Genomic DNA, 16,414 nt, shown 5'->3' on the forward strand with positions numbered 1-16,414 from the left:
TTACTGATCCTGTGCCAGTACGCCGGAATCGGCGTCCTTGAGCAGCACGTCCTCGTCGAAGCAGGTGCGGGCGCCGGTGTGGCAGGCGGCGCCGACCTGGTCGACCTTGACCAGCACGGTGTCTGCGTCGCAGTCCAGGGCGACGGACTTGACCCACTGGAAGTGGCCGGAGGTGTCACCCTTGACCCAGTACTCCTGGCGGCTGCGCGACCAATAGGTGCAGCGGCCCGTGGTGAGAGTGCGGTGCAACGCCTCGTCGTCCATCCAGCCGAGCATCAGCACCTCACCGGTGTCGTACTGCTGGGCGATGGCCGGGAGGAGCCCGTCGGCGCTGCGCTTCAGGCGCGCGGCGATCTCGGGGTCCAGGCTGCTGGGCGGGGGCGTACTGGTCATGCGTGCCATTGTGCCGCGCGGCACGGACAGTGACGGCCCATGTCCACTGATTGAGCCCGGTGGCACGCAGCGCCTCGTGGAGAGGTGGTGGTCGGGTGACGGGTGGGCGGACCCTGTGCGTGGTCGTAGGCTGACTGCATGTCGACCTTCGCGCAGCGTGAACGGCTTCTGCTCGCCGACCTCTTGGAAACCACCGGGCCGGACGCCCCGACCCTCTGCGGGGGATGGCAGACCCGCGATCTCGCCGCGCACGTGGTGGTGCGGGAGCGGCGGCCGGACGCGGCCGGGGGCACGCTGATCAAGCAGCTCGCGCCGCGGCTGGAGAAGGTGATGGCCGAGTACGCCGCGAAGCCGTACGAGGAGCTGATCCAGCTGATCCGTACCGGCCCGCCGCGTTTCTCGCCCTTCCAGCTCAAGCAGATCGACGAGGCTGCCAACACCGTGGAGTTCTACGTCCACACGGAGGACGTGCGCCGCGCCCAGCCGGACTGGACGCCGCGCGAGCTCGACCCCGTCTTCCAGGAGTCGCTGTGGTCCCGTCTGGAGCGCACCGCCCGCCTGCTGGGCCGGGGTGTGCCGACGGGCCTGGTCCTGCGGCGTCCGGACGGCCAGACGGCCGTCGCCCACCGGGGCACGCCCGTGGTGACGGTGACCGGCGAGCCGGCGGAGCTGCTGATGTTCGCGTTCGGCCGGCAGAGCGCGGCGAAGGTCGAGCTGGACGGCGACGAGAACGCCATCGCGAAGCTGCACGAGTCCAAGCAGCTGGGCATCTGAGAGGCACGTCATGATCAAGGTCGCGATGACCGGTGTGTACGTGGACGACGTGCCGAAGGCGCACGCCTTCTACACGGACGTCCTCGGCTTCGAGACCCGTACCCACCTGGACCTGGGCGGCGGGACGCTGTTCGTCACGGTCGGCGCGCCGGGCGGGGCCCAGCACGATCTCCAGCTGCTGCTGGAGCCCGGCGACGGCCCCATCGCGGAGCCGTACCGCCGGGCCCTGTACGAGGCGGGGATCCCGTGCATCGTCTTCTCGGTGGACGACATCCAGGCGGAGTACAAGCGGCTGGTGAATCTCGGCGTGCGCTTCACCCACGAGCCGCAGGAGCAGGGACCGGTGATCGCGGCCGTGATCGACGACACGGTCGGCAACCTGGTCCAACTGACCCAGCCGAAGCCGGCCCACGGCTAGGGCCTGTCCGGCGGATCAGGCCGGCTCCAGCCGACGGCGCCTCATCGGCACCGGTGAGCGGAGCCATGGGGGTGCCCCCGCGCGACTCCGGCTCGATCCGCCGGAGGCCCTGGGTCTCAGTGGGGCAGTTCGGCCCGGCGCAGGTCCGGGACGTACAGGGCGACGAGTCCGCCGAGGCCGCAGACGACGGCGCTGACGACGTAGACCGGGCCGAGGCCCCAGGCGCCGATCGCGGCGGCCGCGAACGGCATGCTCAGCGGGGCGAGGCCGAGGCTGACCAGGCTGGAGACGGCCGTGACCCGGCCGAGGCAGGCGGGGTCGGCCTGGGTCTGGAGCAGGGCCCCGCACATGGCGCCGCTGAGCCCGGCGAGGAGTCCGACGAGCAGGGCCACCCCGACGGCCCCGGCGAGGCTCGGGACGTAGGCGAGGGCGCCGATCGCGACGGAGCCCGCGAGGATGGCGTACGCGGCGACCAGCCCGGCGCGCGGCAGCCGCCCCCGGACGGTGAGCAGCAGCGAGGCGGCGCCCGCGCCGACGCCGAACCCGGCGAGGATCCAGCCCATCCCACAGGCGCCCCAGCCGCGCCGGTCGGCGAGCAGGGTCAGGCCGACGTTGAACGGTCCGACGAAGCCGAAGTCGCCGAGGGCGATGGCCAGCATGAGCGGGGCGAGGACGCGGTGGCGGCGGATGTAGCGCAGGCCTTCCCGCAGATCCCGCCAGGCGGACGTCTCCCGAGGGCCCGCCCTGTCGTCCGCCGGCAGCTTCCGCACCCGTACGCAGACCAACAGCGGCACCGACACCGCGATGAGCACTCCGGCGAGGGTGAACGCGGTCGCCGCGCCGCCGAGCGCCACGCCGAGGCCGCCGAGCGGGGCGCCGACGACGTTCGCGAAGCGGATCGCGAGGCCCCTCATGCCCTGCACCCGGGCCAGCTGGTCGCGGCCGGTGATCCGTGCCGGGAGGGCGCCGACGGCGGGCATGAACACGGCGTCGACGGTGCCGAAGACCAGGGCCAGCAGGGTGAGCGGCCACAGCCCGGGGCTGGTCAGGAACAGCAGGGCGGCCACCGCGAGGACGGCGGCACAGCGCACGGCGTCGCTGCCGATGACGACACGGCGCGGGCCCAGCCGGTCGGCGAGCACTCCCCCGCCGAGCATCAGCACGGCCCGCGGCAGCGCGCTGACCGACATCACGACACCGGCCTGCGCCGGCGTCCCGGCCTGGACGGCGGCCCAGGACAGGGCGATGTAGTAGATGCTGTCGCCCAGCATCGAGGAGGTGTAGGCACCGAGCCAGCGCAGGACGTTGGGGTCGCGATGGGCGGCCCTTTCGAAGTGCCGCGCGGGTATGTCGGACAGGACGGTCACGGCGGTGCCCTCTCTCAGACGCGGAACGGGAAGCCGTACATGAACAGCGCGACGTGTTCGCGCCCCTCGGTCCCGCCTGCGGCTTCGGCGGCCCGGCCCTGCTCGTCGTACCGGCGCAGGAGCGCCTCCAACTCCCGCTTCAGTGAGGCGAGTTCCTCCGGGGTCAGCCGCATCCAGGACTCGCTGTCCACGGACGCGGTGTTCCACTCGGGGTTCCAGGTGGGGCGTTCGTCGAGATAGCGCCGGTAGCGGTCGGCACGCTGGTCGTGGAAGAGGCGGCTGGCCGCCAGGTGGGCCGCGGCCTTCCCCGGTTCGCCACGGAAGTCCTCGTCCCGGATGCTCAGCCCGTCGGACGCGGGCTGCCACCACCGCTCCCGTGCGTCCTCGCTCTGCGGCTCCGCCTCCTCGATCAGTCCGTGCTCGGCGAGCTTGCGCAGGTGGTAGCTGACCAGGGACACGGCTTCGTCCACGTGCTGGGCGAGCTGTGACGCCGTAGCCACCTGCTCGACGCACAGCAGCCGGTACAGGTTCGCCCTCAGCGGATGTGCGAGTGCCTTCAGCGTCCCCACATCGGTGATCCGCCGCGGCTCCTTGTCTGCCATGCCGTCAGGCTAGACAGGAAAGAAAAGTTGCACAACAGATTTTGCGCAACTTCTCTTTCCTGTCTGCCGAAGCTCGGCGCGGCGTCACCGCACCGGGTGCCCCGCCTCCCGCAGCGTCTGCTTCACCTGGCCGATGCGCAGGTCGCCGAAGTGGAAGACGGAGGCGGCCAGCACCGCGTCCGCACCCGCGTCGATGGCCGGCGGGAAGTCCGCAAGCTTGCCCGCACCGCCCGAGGCGATCACCGGGACGGTGACGTGCTTGCGGACGGCCGCGATCATCTCCAGGTCGTAGCCGTCCTTGGTGCCGTCCGCGTCCATGGAGTTCAGCAGGATCTCGCCGGCGCCCAGCTCGGCGGCCCGGTGCGCCCACTCGACGGCGTCGATGCCGGTGCCCCTGCGGCCGCCGTGGGTCGTGACCTCGAAGAATCCGGACGAACTGTTACGGGAAGGGGCGCGGCGCGCGTCGACGGACAGCACCAGCACCTGCCGGCCGAAGCGCTCGGCGATCTCGCGGATCAGGTCCGGGCGGGCGATGGCCGCCGTGTTGACGCCCACCTTGTCGGCGCCGGCCCGCAGCAGCTTGTCCACGTCCTCGGCCGTGCGGACGCCGCCGCCGACGGTCAGCGGGATGAACACCTGCTCGGCGGTGCGGCGCACCACGTCGTACGTCGTCTCCCGGTTGCCGGACGAGGCGGTGATGTCCAGGAACGTCAGCTCGTCGGCGCCCTCGGCGTCGTACACCTTGGCCATCTCGACGGGGTCGCCCGCGTCGCGCAGGTTCTGGAAGTTGACGCCCTTGACGACCCGGCCGTTGTCCACGTCCAGGCAGGGGATGACTCGGACCGCCAGGGTCATGAGTTCACGGCTCCTCTGAATGCCTCTAGTTCCACTTCGACCAGGATGCGCGAGTCGACGAAGCCCTCCACGACCAGCAGGGTCGAGACCGGGCGCACGGAGTCGAAGATCTCCTTGTGGGCCCGGCCCACGGCGTCCACGTCCCGCGCATGGGTCAGGTACATCCGCGTGCGGATCACGGACTCGACACCGAGCCCGAACTCCGCGATCGCCTCCAGTGCGCTGGTGAACGCCACCTTGGCCTGCTCGTACGGGTCGCCCTCCCCGTACGGCACACGGCCCCGGAAGGACGTCGTACCTGCCACCAGCACCCGGTCACCCGCCGCCACGGCGCGCGCGAACCCGAAACTCTCTTCCCAGGGACTTCCGCTCTGCACGCGCCGCACGGCATCGCTCATGACGACACAGCCTCCAAGGCCTCTTCCAGGGTGAACGCCTTCGCGTACAGGGCCTTCCCGACGATGGAGCCCTCGACACCGAGGGGTACCAGCTCGGCGATGGCCCGGAGGTCGTCGAGCGACGACACGCCGCCGGACGCCACGACCGGCCGGTCCGTCGCGGCGCACACGTTGCGCAGCAGCTCCAGGTTGGGGCCCTGGAGGGTGCCGTCCTTGGCGATGTCGGTCACGACGTAGCGGGCGCAGCCCTCCTTGTCGAGGCGCTCCAGCGTCTCGTAGAGGTCGCCGCCGTCACGGGTCCAGCCGCGGCCGCGCAGGGTCGTGCCGCGCACGTCCAGACCCACCGCGATCTTGTCGCCGTGCTCGGCGATGACCTTGGCGACCCACTCCGGGGTCTCCAGGGCGGCGGTGCCGAGGTTCACCCGGGTGCAGCCGGTGGCGAGGGCGGCGGCGAGGGTGTCGTCGTCGCGGATGCCGCCGGACAGCTCCACCTTGATGTCCATCGCCTTGGCGACCTCGGCGATCAGCTCCCGGTTGTCGCCCGTGCCGAAGGCGGCGTCCAGGTCGACCAGGTGCAGCCACTCGGCGCCGGAGCGCTGCCAGGCGAGGGCGGCCTCCAGCGGGGAGCCGTAGGACGTCTCGGTCCCGGACTCACCGTGCACGAGACGGACGGCCTGGCCGTCACGGACGTCGACGGCGGGAAGGAGTTCGAGCTTGGCCATGGTCTACAGGGTTCCGATCCAGTTGGTGAGGAGCTGGGCACCGGCGTCGCCGGACTTCTCGGGGTGGAACTGGGTGGCCCACAGGGCACCGTTCTCCACGGCCGCCACGAAGGGCTTGCCGTGCGTCGACCAGGTCACCCTGGGCGAGTGCATGACCGGGTTGTGGGTCTCCAGGGTCCAGTCGTGGACGGCGTAGGAGTGCACGAAGTAGAAGCGGGCGTCCCGGTCCAGACCGGCGAACAGCTCCGAGTCGGCCGGGGCGTCGACGGTGTTCCAGCCCATGTGGGGCACGATGTCGGCCTGGAGCGGCTCGACCGAGCCGGGCCACTCGTCGAGGCCCTCGGTCTCCACGCCGTGCTCGATGCCGCGCGCGAACAGGATCTGCATGCCGACGCAGATGCCCATCACCGGGCGGCCGCCGGACAGCCGACGGTCGATGATCCAGTCGCCGCGGGCCCCGCGCAGCCCCTGCATGCAGGCGGCGAAGGCGCCGACGCCCGGCACCAGCAGGCCGTCGGCGTTCATCGCCCGGTCGAAGTCACGCGTTATCTCGACGTCGGCCCCCACGCGCGCGAGGGCACGTTCGGCGGAGCGGACGTTGCCGAAGCCGTAGTCGAAGACGACCACCCGCTTGGCGCTCAATTCCACACCTCCAGCCTCAGGACACCCGCGACGAGGCACATGGCCGCGCTGACGGACAGCAGCACGACGAGGCTCGTGGGCATCTTCTGCTTGACGAAGGAGATGATGCCGCCGACCAGGAAGAGGCCGACGACGATCAGGACGGTGGACAGACCGTTCATGGGTTACAGCGCGCCCTTCGTGGAGGGGAGGATGCCGGCCGCGCGCGGGTCGCGCTCGCTGGCGTAGCGCAGGGCCCGGGCGAGCGCCTTGAACTGGCACTCCACGATGTGGTGCGCGTTGCGCCCGTAGGGCACGTGCACGTGCAGCGCGATCTGCGCCTGGGCGACGAAGGACTCCAGGATGTGCCGGGTCATCGTCGTGTCGTACTCGCCGATCATCGGCGCCATGTTCTCGGGCTCGGTGTGCACGAGGTAGGGGCGGCCGGACAGGTCGACGGTGACCTGGGCGAGGGACTCGTCCAGCGGAACCGTGCAGTTGCCGAAGCGGTAGATCCCCACCTTGTCGCCGAGTGCCTGCTTGAAGGCGGCACCGAGCGCGAGGGCGGTGTCCTCGATGGTGTGGTGGGAGTCGATGTGCAGGTCGCCGTCGGTCTTCACGGTCAGGTCGAACAGACCGTGCCGGCCGAGCTGGTCGAGCATGTGGTCGTAGAAGCCGACGCCCGTGGCGATGTCGGTCCTCCCGGTGCCGTCGAGGTCTATCTCGACGAGGACCGAGGTCTCCTTGGTGGTGCGCTCGATTCTTCCGACGCGACCTTCGCGAGTCATGCCTCAAGCTCCTTCTTGACTTCACGTACCGCGTCGAGGAACGCGTCGTTCTCTTCGGGGGTTCCCGCGGACACCCGCAGCCACCCCGGTACGCCGACGTCCCGGACCAGGACGCCCCGGTCGAGGATCTTCTGCCAGGCGGTGTGGGCGTCCTCGAACCGGCCGAACTGCACGAAGTTCGCGTCGGACTCGGTGACGTCGTAACCGGTCGCCCGCAGCTCGCTCACCAGCCGGTCCCGCTCCGACTTCAGCTGCTCGACGTACTTCAGCAGCGTGTCGGTGTGCTCCAGGGCGGCCAGGGCGGTCGCCTGGGTGATCGCCGACAGGTGGTACGGCAGCCGTACGAGCTGCACCGCGTCCACGACCGCCGGGTGCGCGGCGAGGTAGCCGAGGCGCAGGCCGGCCGCGCCGAACGCCTTCGACATGGTGCGGGAGACGACCAGGTTCGGCCGGCCCGCCAGCAGCGGCAGCAGCGAGTCGCCGTGGCTGAACTCGATGTAGGCCTCGTCGACGACGACCATGGACGGCTTGGCCGCCTGGGCCGCGTCGTACAGCGCGAGGACCGTCTCGGGCGGAACCGCGTTGCCGGTGGGGTTGTTGGGGGTGGTGATGAAGACGACGTCGGGCCTGTGCTCGGCGATGGCCCGCTCGGCCACGGCGAGGTCGATGTCGAAGTCCTCGTTGCGGGGACCCGCGATCCAGCCCGTCCCCGTGCCGCGCGCGATGAGTGCGTGCATCGAGTACGACGGCTCGAAGCCGATGGCCGTCCGGCCCGGTCCGCCGAAGGTCTGCAGCAGCTGCTGGATGACCTCGTTGGAGCCGTTGGCGGCCCACACGTTCTCGGTGCCGAGCGGGTACTTGCCGGTCTTCGTCAGGTACTTGGCCAGCTCGGTGCGGAGCTGGACCGCGTCCCGGTCGGGGTAGCGGTTCAGGTTCCGGGCGGCCTCGCGCACCCGCTCCGTGATCCGCTCGACCAGCGGCTCGGGCAGCGGGTACGGGTTCTCGTTGGTGTTCAGCCGTACGGGGACGTCCAACTGGGGAGCGCCGTAGGGGGACTTGCCGCGCAGCTCGTCCCGTACCGGAAGATCGTCGATTCCGAAGCTCACTTGCTCTCAGGCACCTTCCAACCGAACCTCGCCTTGATCGCCGCGCCGTGCGCGGGCAGGTCCTCCGCCTCCGCCAGCGTCACCACGTGGTGCGCGACCTCGGCCAGCGCGTCCTTCGTGTAGTCCACGATGTGGATGCCGCGCAGGAAGGACTGGACGGACAGGCCGGAGGAGTGGCACGCGCAGCCGCCGGTGGGCAGGACGTGGTTGGACCCGGCCGCGTAGTCGCCGAGCGACACCGGGGCCCAGGGGCCGATGAAGATCGCGCCGGCGTTCCTGACCCGGCCGGCGACCGCGGCGGCGTCCGCCGTCTGGATCTCCAGGTGCTCGGCGCCGTACGCGTCGACGACCCGCAGGCCCTCCTCGACGCCGTCGACCAGGACGATCGCGGACTGCCTGCCGCTCAGGGCCGGGACGATCCGGTCCTCGACGTGCTTGGTGGCCGCAACCTGCGGCTCCAGCTCCTTGGCCACCGCGTCCGCCAGCTCGACCGAGTCGGTGACCAGCACGGCAGCCGCCAGCGGGTCGTGCTCGGCCTGGCTGATCAGGTCCGAGGCCACGTGCACCGGGTCGGCGGTGTCGTCCGCGAGGATCGCGATCTCGGTGGGGCCGGCCTCGGCGTCGATGCCGATCTTCCCGGTGAAGTAGCGCTTGGCCGCGGCCACCCAGATGTTGCCGGGGCCGGTGACCATGTTGGCGGGCGGGCAGGACTCGGTGCCGTACGCGAACATCGCGACGGCGGTGGCACCGCCGGCCGCGTAGACCTCGTCCACGCCGAGCAGGGCGCACGCGGCGAGGATCGTCGGGTGCGGCAGCCCGCCGGCTGGATCATTTTCAAAAGCGGGGGCCTGGGCCGGGGAGGCGAGCGCGATCGACTCGACGCCGGCCTCCTGCGCGGGCACCACGTTCATGACCACGGAGGACGGGTAGACCGAGCGGCCACCCGGGGCGTACAGCCCGACGCGCTCGACCGGCACCCACTTCTCGGTGACGGAGCCACCGGGCACGACCTGGGTGGTGTGCGTCGAACGGCGCTGCTCGCGGTGGACCATGCGGGCGCGGCGGATGCACTCCTCCAGGGCCGCGCGCACGGCCGGGTCGAGGGCCTCGAGCGCGTCGGTGAGCGCCTGGGCCGGGACACGGACGGATTCCAGCCGTACTCCGTCGAACTTCTCGGCGAAGTCGATCAGCGCCGCGTCGCCCCGATGATGCACGGCCTCGCAGATCGGACGCACCTTCTCCAGGGCGGCCTGAACGTCGAAGTCGGCTCGGGGCAGCAGGTCGCGCAGGGCGGGGCCCTCAGGAAGGGCGTCGCCGCGCAGATCGATTCGGGAGATCACGGTGTCAATTCTCTCAGACCGGGGTCCGGAGCCGTCCGCGCGTATCAATGGCTGATACAGAACGTGGGACAGCGGGCGGTACATAGCCTGGCCGGAACCCGGAAGATCGCCTTCACGTCTTGTGTAACAGGCGTCACTCAACGGGCATGAACGGGTGTACGGGGACGGTGACAGCGAGTAGTCAGAGGAGGAAGGAAGAGCGGTGACCGAGGGGGCCGGCATCCACGCCGGGGACCTGCCGGACGACCTGACCGCGACCGAGGCGGGCATGTGGCAGGCCTTCCGCAACGGCAGCGTGTACGACCTGAGCAGCGGGGACGCCGTCGTGGACGATCCGCACGGCGGGCATCCCTGGGGGCCCGAGCGGAGCGTCAGGGCGCGCATCGTCTGCTGGCTGCTGCTGGACGGGCCGCCCGCGCTCGCGGGCCGGGTGCCCGCGCTGAAGCTGTTCGGCGCGCGGGTCACCGGCACGATGGACCTGGCGGGTGGCACGGTCACGCCGTACGTGGAGCTGCGCGGCTGCCGCTTCGACGACCAGATCCTGCTGCCCGAGGCCCGGTTCACGACCCTGCGCCTGGTGGACTGCGCGGTACCCCGACTGGAGGCGGCCCGGGTGCACACCGAGGGCGATCTGCACCTGCCGCGCTGCCGCTTCCAGAACGGGGTGCGGCTGACCGACGCGCACATCGGCACGGACCTGCTGCTCAACCAGGCGATCGTCTACCGGGACCGCAGCGGCCGCTCGATCGCCGCGGACGGCATGACCGTGGGCCAGGACCTGCAGGCGGAGCTGCTGGAGTCGCACGGCGAGCTGAGCCTGCGCAGCGCCAAGGTCGGGGTCTCGCTGAGCCTGCGGGGAGCGAAACTGGCCAACCCGTACGCGCGCCTCGCCCTGAACGCCCCCCAGCTCACGGTGGAGCGCACCCTGTATCTGACCCCGGCCGGCGTGGGCAACCCACTGCTGAGCGGGACGACCCCCGCGCGCGGGACACGCATCCAGCGCTTCGAGTGCCGGGGCGGGATACGGCTGGACGACGGGCGGTTCGGGGACGCCGTGGACCTGGAGCGGGCCCGGTTCGCCTTCACCGACGACCAGGAGCTGTCGCTGCGCCGGGTGCAGACGCCCGAGCTGCGTTTCCTCGGGGACGGGCCGGAGCGCGGGAAGGTGGTGCTGTCCGGCGCGCGGATCGTGAACCTGGTGGACCACGCGGGCAGCTGGCCGGGCCCGGGCAACCTCCACATGGGCGGCTTCGCGTACGAGAACCTCGTACCGCAGGGCCCGTTCCCGCTGACCCGGCGGCTGGACTGGGTGGCGGCGGCCACCGCCGAGTACAACCCGGAGCCGTACGAGCGGCTGGCCACCGTGCTGCGCGCGGCCGGGGAGGACGAGGACGCCCGCGAGGTGCTGCTCGCCAAGCAGCGCCGGCGCCGCGAGACGCTGCCGCTGGCCGCCAAGTTCTGGGGGTACGTCCAGGACTGGACGGTGGCCTACGGCTACCGGCCGGGACGGGCCGCGGTGTGGATGGCGGTGCTGTGGGCGGCGGGCACGCTGGCCTTCTCGCACGCCGACCATCCGCCGGTGAACCCCGGCGGCCATCCGACCTGGAGCGCCGCCCTGTTCACGCTGGACCTGCTGCTGCCGGTGATCGACCTGGGTCAGGCCGGCCAGTGGCAGCTGCGCGGCGGCTGGCAGTGGCTGGCGGCGGCGATGATCCTGCTGGGCTGGATCCTGGCGACGACGGTCGCGGCGGGGGCGACCCGGCTGCTGCGGCGCGGCTGACGCCCTCTTCAGCGGCACGTACGGATGCCCGGTTCAGCGGCACGTACGTCACATTGGTCAGGTACACCACATCGCTTGATAATTACCTTTTACTTGCCCTTGAACATCGGGCGTACAACCTTCCACGACTTGCCCGGACCCTCTGGCGCAGCCTCGACCTGCGGTCTTTCAATGGTCGACACCATGGCTCTGCTGCCTGCGTTCCTCCGCCCCACACGGATGACACGACATGCCACGCGCCCCGCCGACCCCCAGCCGGCCGGCGACGAGGCCGTCCTCGACGCGCCCGACGAACGCCTCTCCCCCGTGCTGGTCGCGGCCGGCCGGGGCGAGTACGGCGCCGCCTCCGCGCTGCTCGCCACCACGCGCGCTGCGGCCGAGTGGGAGGCCCACGACCGCTACACACGCCGGCTCGCGGCCTTCGCCCGCTCGCGCTCCGAGTGGTTCGAGGCCTGGCGCGCGGCCGCCCCGTACGACCCCGACGTGACGCTCGTCGCGGCCCAGCTCGCGGTGGACCGCGCCTGGCCCTCCCCGGCCCGCGCCGAGCTGCTGCGCGAGGTGAGCCCGCTGATCACGGCCGCCGCCCGGGCCGACGACCGCGACCCGGTGCCCTGGCGGATCGCGCTCGACCACGCACGCGGCTCCCGGGCCGGGCACCGCTACTTCGAGGAACTGTGGGAGGCGGCGGTCCGGCGCGCCCCGCGCCACTACGGCTGCCATGTTGCCGCCCTGCGCTACCTGGGCAGCTCCTGCTGCGTCTTGTGGGGGGACACCCCTCACACCCCCCGTGCCTCGCACCGCGAGTGCTTCGACTTCGCCGACCTGGCCGCGCAGGACGCCCCGGCCGACTCGCTCGTCCAGGCGCTGCCCGCCCGGGCGGCCCTCGTCTACCTGACCGACGGCTGCGGCCCCGAGGTGCCGCGCGAGCGGCTGGACGCGGCGGCCGACCGGGCGATCGCGCTCTCCGGCCGGTTCCCGGCGGCCACGCCGTCGTGCGCCGAGATCCGCAACAAGCTGGTCTACGTCCTCGCCCGGCTGGAACGCCGGGAGGACGCCCGCGCACAGCTGCGCCTGATCGGCCCGTACGCCACCTCGTTCCCCTGGGACCGGCTCTCCGACGACCCGCTGGGCCACTTCCTCAGGCTGCGCGAGGCCCTCCTGACGGCCGCTTGCGGCACCCCCCTGACCGAACTGCTGGCGGCACCGGCACGACCGCGGAGCGAACACCGCGGCCATGCCCCCGCCCCCGACCATTAGGCTGGGGCGCCGTGACCACCGTCCGTCTCCCTCTGTTCCCGCTGAACTCGGCGCTGTTCCCCGGGCTCGTGCTGCCCCTGAACATCTTCGAGGAGCGCTATCGCGCCATGATGCGCGAGCTTCTGAAGACCCCCGAGGACGAACCGCGCCGGTTCGCCGTCGTGGCGATCCGCGACGGCCACGAGGTGGCACCGAGCGCTGCGGGCATGCCCGATCCGACCGCACAGCCCGAGCGGGGCCCGGCCGCGGGCTTCGGTCCGGACCCCCTCGCGTCCTTCCACGGCGTGGGCTGCGTGGCGGACGCGGCGACCATCCGGGAGCGCGCCGACGGCACGTTCGAGGTGCTGGCGACCGGGACGACCCGGGTACGGCTGCTGTCCGTGGACACGTCGGGCCCGTTCCTGACGGCCGAGCTCGAGGAACTGCCGGAGGACCCCGGCGACGAGGCGGGCGCCCTGGCGGAGGGCGTCCTGCGCGCCTTCCGCCAGTACCAGAAGCGCCTGGCGGGCGCCCGCGAGCGCTCCCTGTCCACGGGCGTGGAACTCCCGGACGACCCCTCGGTGGTCTCCTACCTGGTGGCGGCGGCGATGGTCCTGGACACCCCGACCAAGCAACGGCTGCTGCAGGCACCGGACACCGCCTCCCGGCTCCGGGACGAGCTGAAACTCCTTCGCTCGGAGACGGCCATCATCCGTAACCTTCCGTCGTTGCCCGCGTTCGAGCTGACGCGGACGCCGACCAGCCTGAACTGAGCGAACCGAGGCCGACACCCCGATGGCGAAGAAGTCGAAGAAGCAGCAGCAGTCCGGAGGCACCCCCGCGACGGTGTCGCTGACGGCGGCGGGCGTGGACTTCACCCTGCACTCCTACGACCACGACCCCTCCCATCCCTCCTACGGCGAGGAGGCGGCGGAGGCGATGGGCGTCTCGCCCGACCGGGTCTTCAAGACGCTGGTGGCCGACGTGGACGGCGCGCTGACGGTGGCGGTGGTCCCGGTCTCGGGCACGCTGGACCTCAAGGCGCTGGCCGCGGCGGTGGGCGGAAAGCGTGCGACGATGGCCGACCCCACCCTCGCGGAACGCACCACCGGCTACGTACGCGGCGGCATCTCCCCTCTGGGGCAGCGCAAGAAGCTCCGCACCGTCCTGGACGACTCGGCCGAGTCCCACGCGACGGTCTGCGTCTCGGCGGGCCGCAGGGGCCTGGAGGTCGAACTGACCCCGGGAGACCTGGCAGAGATGACGGAAGCGGTGCTGGCACCGATCGGCCGGGGCTGACGGGTTACGTCAGCGGGGTTACGTCAGCGGGGCTCCGTACCCGTCCTTCGGGGCCGGCCCCTGCGGATACGGCTCGGGGTCCCGGGGCCCGAACAGCGCGGTCAGCCCCAGATGCACCAGCGCCGCGGCCAACGGCCAGGCCAGCAGCGCGCCCTTCGCCCCCAGCTTCAACGGCGCCGAGAAGGTGACCCCCTTGCCCACCTCCTTCGCGTGCGCGATCACGTCGGACGTGGGCCCCAGCCACACCCCCAGCCGCCACGCCAGCAACGACCCGAGCAGACCGCCCAGACCCAGCGCCACCACCAACGGCACACCCCCACGGCGCCGCAGCAGAAACACGACGACCGCGCTGACCAGCCCGAAGGCCAGCCCGAGCAGTGTGAACGTCCCGTCCACCCCGGCCGCCTGCTCCCCCTCGGTGTCCTTGAGGTAGACGACCCAGCTCTTGTCGACCTCGTCCCCCACCAGCGGCACGTGCGGCGCCAGCCACCACCACAGCAGCCCGAACAGCACTCCGCCCAGCGCCACCGCTATCGTGATCACGGCGGCCTCCCGGACTTCGGTCTTCATCCCAGGGCCGTCCTGTTCGTACAGGCCCGCGACCGGCGCCCCGGCAGGCGGCGGGGCCTGCCAGACCTGGTGCGGGGATTCGTCGTGCGGCGGCGTAGGCGGAGTCAGCGGTGCGGTCACCCTGACATCGTGCCAGGTCGCGCCGTGGGCCGCGTCATCGGACGGCGGCCCTGCGGTAGGCCCAGGTCGCCACGGCCAGCGAGATCACTCCGACACCCGCGCAGACGCCCAGGTCAGCGAGGACGGCGGCCCAGTCCGGGTGGGCCCCGAAGGTCCGCGCGTAGGCCTCCACGCCGTAGGTCGACGGCAGCAGGTCCCGGGCCAGCCGCACGATCTCCGGCATCCGGTCGGCCGGCAGCACACCGAGCAGCAGCGCCGCCGACATGCCCAGCTGTCCGAGCAGCGTGGCCAGCTCGGGCCGCGGCGCGAGCAGCCCGCAGGCGGCGCCGAGCCCGGCGAGCGCGGCCCCGGCGAGCGGGATGACGGCCACCAGGATCCACAGGTTGGACAGCGGCAGCCCGAACAGCGCGCACCCGAAGACGGCGGTCACCAGGGTCCCCGGCACGGTGAAGGAGGCGTACGCCCCCGCCGCGCCCAGCACCACCGCCGCGGGCGGCACCGGCAGCGTGGCGTAGTGGTCGAGCCCGCCGCTGGCCCGCAGCTGCCCGAAGTACTGCGACAGCAGATTGAGCGCGACGTACGCGACGACGAGCACCGAGGACCCGGCCACCACGGACTGGGCCTCACTGCCGCTGTCGACGACGCCCCGCATCATCACGGCGATGCCGATGGACTGGAAGGTCGCCACGAACAGCAGCGGGATGCGCGCCACCCGGGCCCGGGACAGCTGGGCGCGGTAGACGGCCACCAGCGACGGCCACAGCCGCGCGGGCGGCCCGAGCTCGGCCGCGGGCCGGGCCGGCTCCGGCACGGCCCGGGCACCGCCCGGCAGAACCTCCGCTGGTACGACACTCACGACGAGCTGCTCCTCTTCCCTACGGCAGCCGCACCGCCGTCCCACAGGGACCATACGGGTACGACGATCCTCGCGCTCACGCCTTCACCAGCCCCTGCCGTGCCGCCCCGCCCAGCGCCAGGTACACGTCCTCCAGGCTGGGCGTGGCGAGCGTGAAGTCGTCCAGCGCGGCGAAGGCGGCCCCGCCGGTCACCGTGGCGACGGCGGCCCGGGCCTCCTCGGGCGCGAGCCGGAGCGTCCAGCGCCGGCCGGACTCCACGGCCCGTTGGCGCAGCACGGCGACCTCGGGCACGTCCAGCGGTGCCCGGTCCCGCCACACCAGTTCCACCCGCACCTCGCCGGAGACCTGTTCCTTCAGCCCGGCCGGGGTGTCGCAGGCGATGACCCGGCCCCGGTCCAGGACGGCGACCCGGTCGAGGACGGTCTCGGCCTCGATGACGTTGTGGGTGACCAGCAGCACGGTCGTACCGTGCTCGGCCCGCCGCCGGTCCACGGCCCCCCACACGGCGCGCCGGGCGACCGGGTCCATGCCGGTGGTCGGCTCGTCCAGCACGAGCAGCGGCCGTTCCCCGACGAGGGCGGCGGCGAGGCAGGCGAGCCGCCGCTGTCCGCCGGACAGCTTCTTCAGCGCCCGCCCGGCGATCGGCGTGAGGCCCAGTTCCTCGAGTACGGCGTCCCGCTCGGCGCGCGCCTGCCGTACGTCCAGGCCGCGCAGGCGTCCGGTGGTCTCGGCGGCGAGCGCGACGGTCAGCTCGTCCAGGGCGGAGGACTCCTGCCCCAGGTAGGCGAGGATCCGCGCGGCCCGCTCGGGGTGCCTGACGATGTCGTGGCCGAGGATCTCGACGCTGCCGGCATCCGGCCGCAGCAGCCCGGTGAGCTGCCGTACGAGGGTGGACTTGCCGGCGCCGTTCGGCCCGAGCAGCCCGAAGATCTCTCCGCGCCGCACGTCCAGTTCCACGCCGTCGGTGGCCCGCACCTCGGGCGCACCCGGCGCTCCGCGCCGCCCCTTCACGGGCGGGTAGGTCTTGCTGAGCCCGCGCACGCGTACGACCTCGTCATGCCGAGGTGCCTGTCCCGCGCGCGTACTCACAAGGAACGAGACTACGGGGTCCGGCCCCTTTACTCGCCTTTGGGGCCTCTTCTCACCCCTGGCTCCTCATCCCACCACC

Annotated in this window: 20 protein-coding genes; 6 read left to right on the forward strand and 14 right to left on the reverse strand. The window is 72.1% G+C overall.

Features of this window, described 5'->3' with window-relative positions:
- Positions 1-393 (reverse strand): phosphoribosyl-AMP cyclohydrolase, encoded by a 393-nt coding sequence (gene hisI, locus ACWC5O_RS14690; protein WP_450587308.1) that lies wholly within the window; start codon positions 391-393, stop codon positions 1-3.
- A gap of 138 nt (positions 394-531) precedes the next feature.
- On the opposite strand from hisI, the gene ACWC5O_RS14695 reads away from it, so the two are divergent.
- Positions 532-1,167: a TIGR03085 family metal-binding protein gene (locus ACWC5O_RS14695; protein WP_450587306.1), complete on the forward strand. Its 636-nt coding sequence runs from the start codon at positions 532-534 to the stop codon at positions 1,165-1,167.
- A gap of 10 nt (positions 1,168-1,177) precedes the next feature.
- On the forward strand, positions 1,178-1,585 hold the full coding sequence (locus tag ACWC5O_RS14700; protein ID WP_450587304.1) for a VOC family protein: 408 nt from the start codon (positions 1,178-1,180) through the stop codon (positions 1,583-1,585).
- 116 nt (positions 1,586-1,701) lie between these two features.
- Here ACWC5O_RS14700 and ACWC5O_RS14705 read toward each other — a convergent pair whose 3' ends face one another.
- From ACWC5O_RS14705 to hisD, 10 genes are all read right to left on the reverse strand, one after another.
- On the reverse strand, positions 1,702-2,952 hold the full coding sequence (locus ACWC5O_RS14705) for an MFS transporter (RefSeq protein WP_450587303.1): 1,251 nt from the start codon (positions 2,950-2,952) through the stop codon (positions 1,702-1,704).
- Positions 2,953-2,966: 14 nt separating this feature from the next.
- The gene (locus ACWC5O_RS14710) at positions 2,967-3,554 is read right to left on the reverse strand and encodes an ArsR/SmtB family transcription factor (RefSeq protein WP_450587301.1); all 588 of its coding nucleotides are present in this window, start codon (positions 3,552-3,554) and stop codon (positions 2,967-2,969) included.
- Positions 3,555-3,638: 84 nt separating this feature from the next.
- On the reverse strand, positions 3,639-4,409 hold the full coding sequence (hisF, locus tag ACWC5O_RS14715; RefSeq protein WP_450587299.1) for an imidazole glycerol phosphate synthase subunit HisF: 771 nt from the start codon (positions 4,407-4,409) through the stop codon (positions 3,639-3,641).
- On the reverse strand, positions 4,406-4,807 hold the full coding sequence (locus ACWC5O_RS14720; protein ID WP_450587298.1) for a RidA family protein: 402 nt from the start codon (positions 4,805-4,807) through the stop codon (positions 4,406-4,408). The genes hisF and ACWC5O_RS14720 overlap by 4 nt, the downstream gene beginning before the upstream one ends.
- Positions 4,804-5,529: a bifunctional 1-(5-phosphoribosyl)-5-((5-phosphoribosylamino)methylideneamino)imidazole-4-carboxamide isomerase/phosphoribosylanthranilate isomerase PriA gene (gene priA / locus ACWC5O_RS14725; RefSeq protein WP_450587296.1), complete on the reverse strand. Its 726-nt coding sequence runs from the start codon at positions 5,527-5,529 to the stop codon at positions 4,804-4,806. The genes ACWC5O_RS14720 and priA overlap by 4 nt, the downstream gene beginning before the upstream one ends.
- A gap of 3 nt (positions 5,530-5,532) precedes the next feature.
- Positions 5,533-6,177, reverse strand: a complete 645-nt coding sequence (hisH, locus tag ACWC5O_RS14730) for an imidazole glycerol phosphate synthase subunit HisH (RefSeq protein WP_450587294.1) — start codon at positions 6,175-6,177, stop codon at positions 5,533-5,535.
- On the reverse strand, positions 6,168-6,332 hold the full coding sequence (locus ACWC5O_RS14735) for a hypothetical protein (RefSeq protein ID WP_450587292.1): 165 nt from the start codon (positions 6,330-6,332) through the stop codon (positions 6,168-6,170). The genes hisH and ACWC5O_RS14735 overlap by 10 nt, the downstream gene beginning before the upstream one ends.
- Before the next feature lie 3 nt (positions 6,333-6,335).
- Complete coding sequence (hisB, locus tag ACWC5O_RS14740) at positions 6,336-6,938, reverse strand: imidazoleglycerol-phosphate dehydratase HisB (RefSeq protein ID WP_393466498.1); 603 nt, start codon at positions 6,936-6,938, stop codon at positions 6,336-6,338.
- Entirely contained in the window at positions 6,935-8,044 is a 1,110-nt protein-coding gene (locus tag ACWC5O_RS14745; protein ID WP_450587290.1) for a histidinol-phosphate transaminase, read from the reverse strand. The genes hisB and ACWC5O_RS14745 overlap by 4 nt, the downstream gene beginning before the upstream one ends.
- The gene (gene hisD / locus ACWC5O_RS14750; protein WP_450587288.1) at positions 8,041-9,384 is read right to left on the reverse strand and encodes a histidinol dehydrogenase; all 1,344 of its coding nucleotides are present in this window, start codon (positions 9,382-9,384) and stop codon (positions 8,041-8,043) included. Before hisD ends, ACWC5O_RS14745 begins: the two co-directional genes overlap by 4 nt.
- A gap of 202 nt (positions 9,385-9,586) precedes the next feature.
- Between hisD and ACWC5O_RS14755 the strand changes: the two genes are divergently transcribed.
- From ACWC5O_RS14755 to ybaK, 4 genes are all read left to right on the forward strand, one after another.
- Positions 9,587-11,164 carry an oxidoreductase gene (locus ACWC5O_RS14755; protein WP_450587286.1) on the forward strand — a complete coding sequence of 526 codons (1,578 nt, stop codon included), beginning with the start codon at positions 9,587-9,589 and terminating at the stop codon, positions 11,162-11,164.
- A gap of 171 nt (positions 11,165-11,335) precedes the next feature.
- Complete coding sequence (locus ACWC5O_RS14760) at positions 11,336-12,421, forward strand: hypothetical protein (RefSeq protein ID WP_450587284.1); 1,086 nt, start codon at positions 11,336-11,338, stop codon at positions 12,419-12,421.
- An 11-nt stretch (positions 12,422-12,432) separates the two neighbouring features.
- A complete protein-coding gene (locus tag ACWC5O_RS14765; protein ID WP_450587282.1) occupies positions 12,433-13,173 on the forward strand; it encodes an LON peptidase substrate-binding domain-containing protein in 741 nt (246 codons plus the stop codon).
- A 22-nt stretch (positions 13,174-13,195) separates the two neighbouring features.
- Complete coding sequence (gene ybaK, locus ACWC5O_RS14770) at positions 13,196-13,699, forward strand: Cys-tRNA(Pro) deacylase (protein ID WP_450587280.1); 504 nt, start codon at positions 13,196-13,198, stop codon at positions 13,697-13,699.
- Between the two features lie 18 nt (positions 13,700-13,717).
- Here the strand turns inward: ybaK and ACWC5O_RS14775 are convergent, their stop codons facing one another.
- The 3 genes from ACWC5O_RS14775 to ACWC5O_RS14785 all read right to left on the reverse strand — a co-directional run bounded on the left by ACWC5O_RS14775 (position 13,718) and on the right by ACWC5O_RS14785 (position 16,335).
- Positions 13,718-14,389 carry an AAA family ATPase gene (locus ACWC5O_RS14775; protein WP_450587278.1) on the reverse strand — a complete coding sequence of 224 codons (672 nt, stop codon included), beginning with the start codon at positions 14,387-14,389 and terminating at the stop codon, positions 13,718-13,720.
- A 34-nt stretch (positions 14,390-14,423) separates the two neighbouring features.
- Positions 14,424-15,245 carry an ABC transporter permease gene (locus ACWC5O_RS14780; RefSeq protein WP_450587277.1) on the reverse strand — a complete coding sequence of 274 codons (822 nt, stop codon included), beginning with the start codon at positions 15,243-15,245 and terminating at the stop codon, positions 14,424-14,426.
- 76 nt (positions 15,246-15,321) lie between these two features.
- A complete protein-coding gene (locus ACWC5O_RS14785; protein ID WP_450587275.1) occupies positions 15,322-16,335 on the reverse strand; it encodes an ABC transporter ATP-binding protein in 1,014 nt (337 codons plus the stop codon).
- Positions 16,336-16,414: the final 79 nt, after the last annotated feature.

Source organism: Streptomyces sp. NPDC001450 (assembly GCF_053597295.1).

Excerpts from the sequence above, each read along its gene's own strand:
- ybaK (WP_450587280.1), top strand. The coding sequence starts at position 13,196 with ATGGCGAAGAAGTCGAAGAAGCAGCAGCAGTCCGGAGGCACCCCCGCG.
- priA (WP_450587296.1), bottom strand. The coding sequence starts at position 5,529 with ATGGCCAAGCTCGAACTCCTTCCCGCCGTCGACGTCCGTGACGGCCAG.
- ACWC5O_RS14720 (WP_450587298.1), bottom strand. The coding sequence starts at position 4,807 with ATGAGCGATGCCGTGCGGCGCGTGCAGAGCGGAAGTCCCTGGGAAGAG.
- ACWC5O_RS14710 (WP_450587301.1), bottom strand. The coding sequence starts at position 3,554 with ATGGCAGACAAGGAGCCGCGGCGGATCACCGATGTGGGGACGCTGAAG.
- ACWC5O_RS14735 (WP_450587292.1), bottom strand. The coding sequence starts at position 6,332 with ATGAACGGTCTGTCCACCGTCCTGATCGTCGTCGGCCTCTTCCTGGTC.
- hisF (WP_450587299.1), bottom strand. The coding sequence starts at position 4,409 with ATGACCCTGGCGGTCCGAGTCATCCCCTGCCTGGACGTGGACAACGGC.
- hisB (WP_393466498.1), bottom strand. The coding sequence starts at position 6,938 with ATGACTCGCGAAGGTCGCGTCGGAAGAATCGAGCGCACCACCAAGGAG.
- ACWC5O_RS14700 (WP_450587304.1), top strand. The coding sequence starts at position 1,178 with ATGATCAAGGTCGCGATGACCGGTGTGTACGTGGACGACGTGCCGAAG.
- ACWC5O_RS14760 (WP_450587284.1), top strand. The coding sequence starts at position 11,336 with ATGGTCGACACCATGGCTCTGCTGCCTGCGTTCCTCCGCCCCACACGG.
- ACWC5O_RS14695 (WP_450587306.1), top strand. The coding sequence starts at position 532 with ATGTCGACCTTCGCGCAGCGTGAACGGCTTCTGCTCGCCGACCTCTTG.
- hisI (WP_450587308.1), bottom strand. The coding sequence starts at position 393 with ATGACCAGTACGCCCCCGCCCAGCAGCCTGGACCCCGAGATCGCCGCG.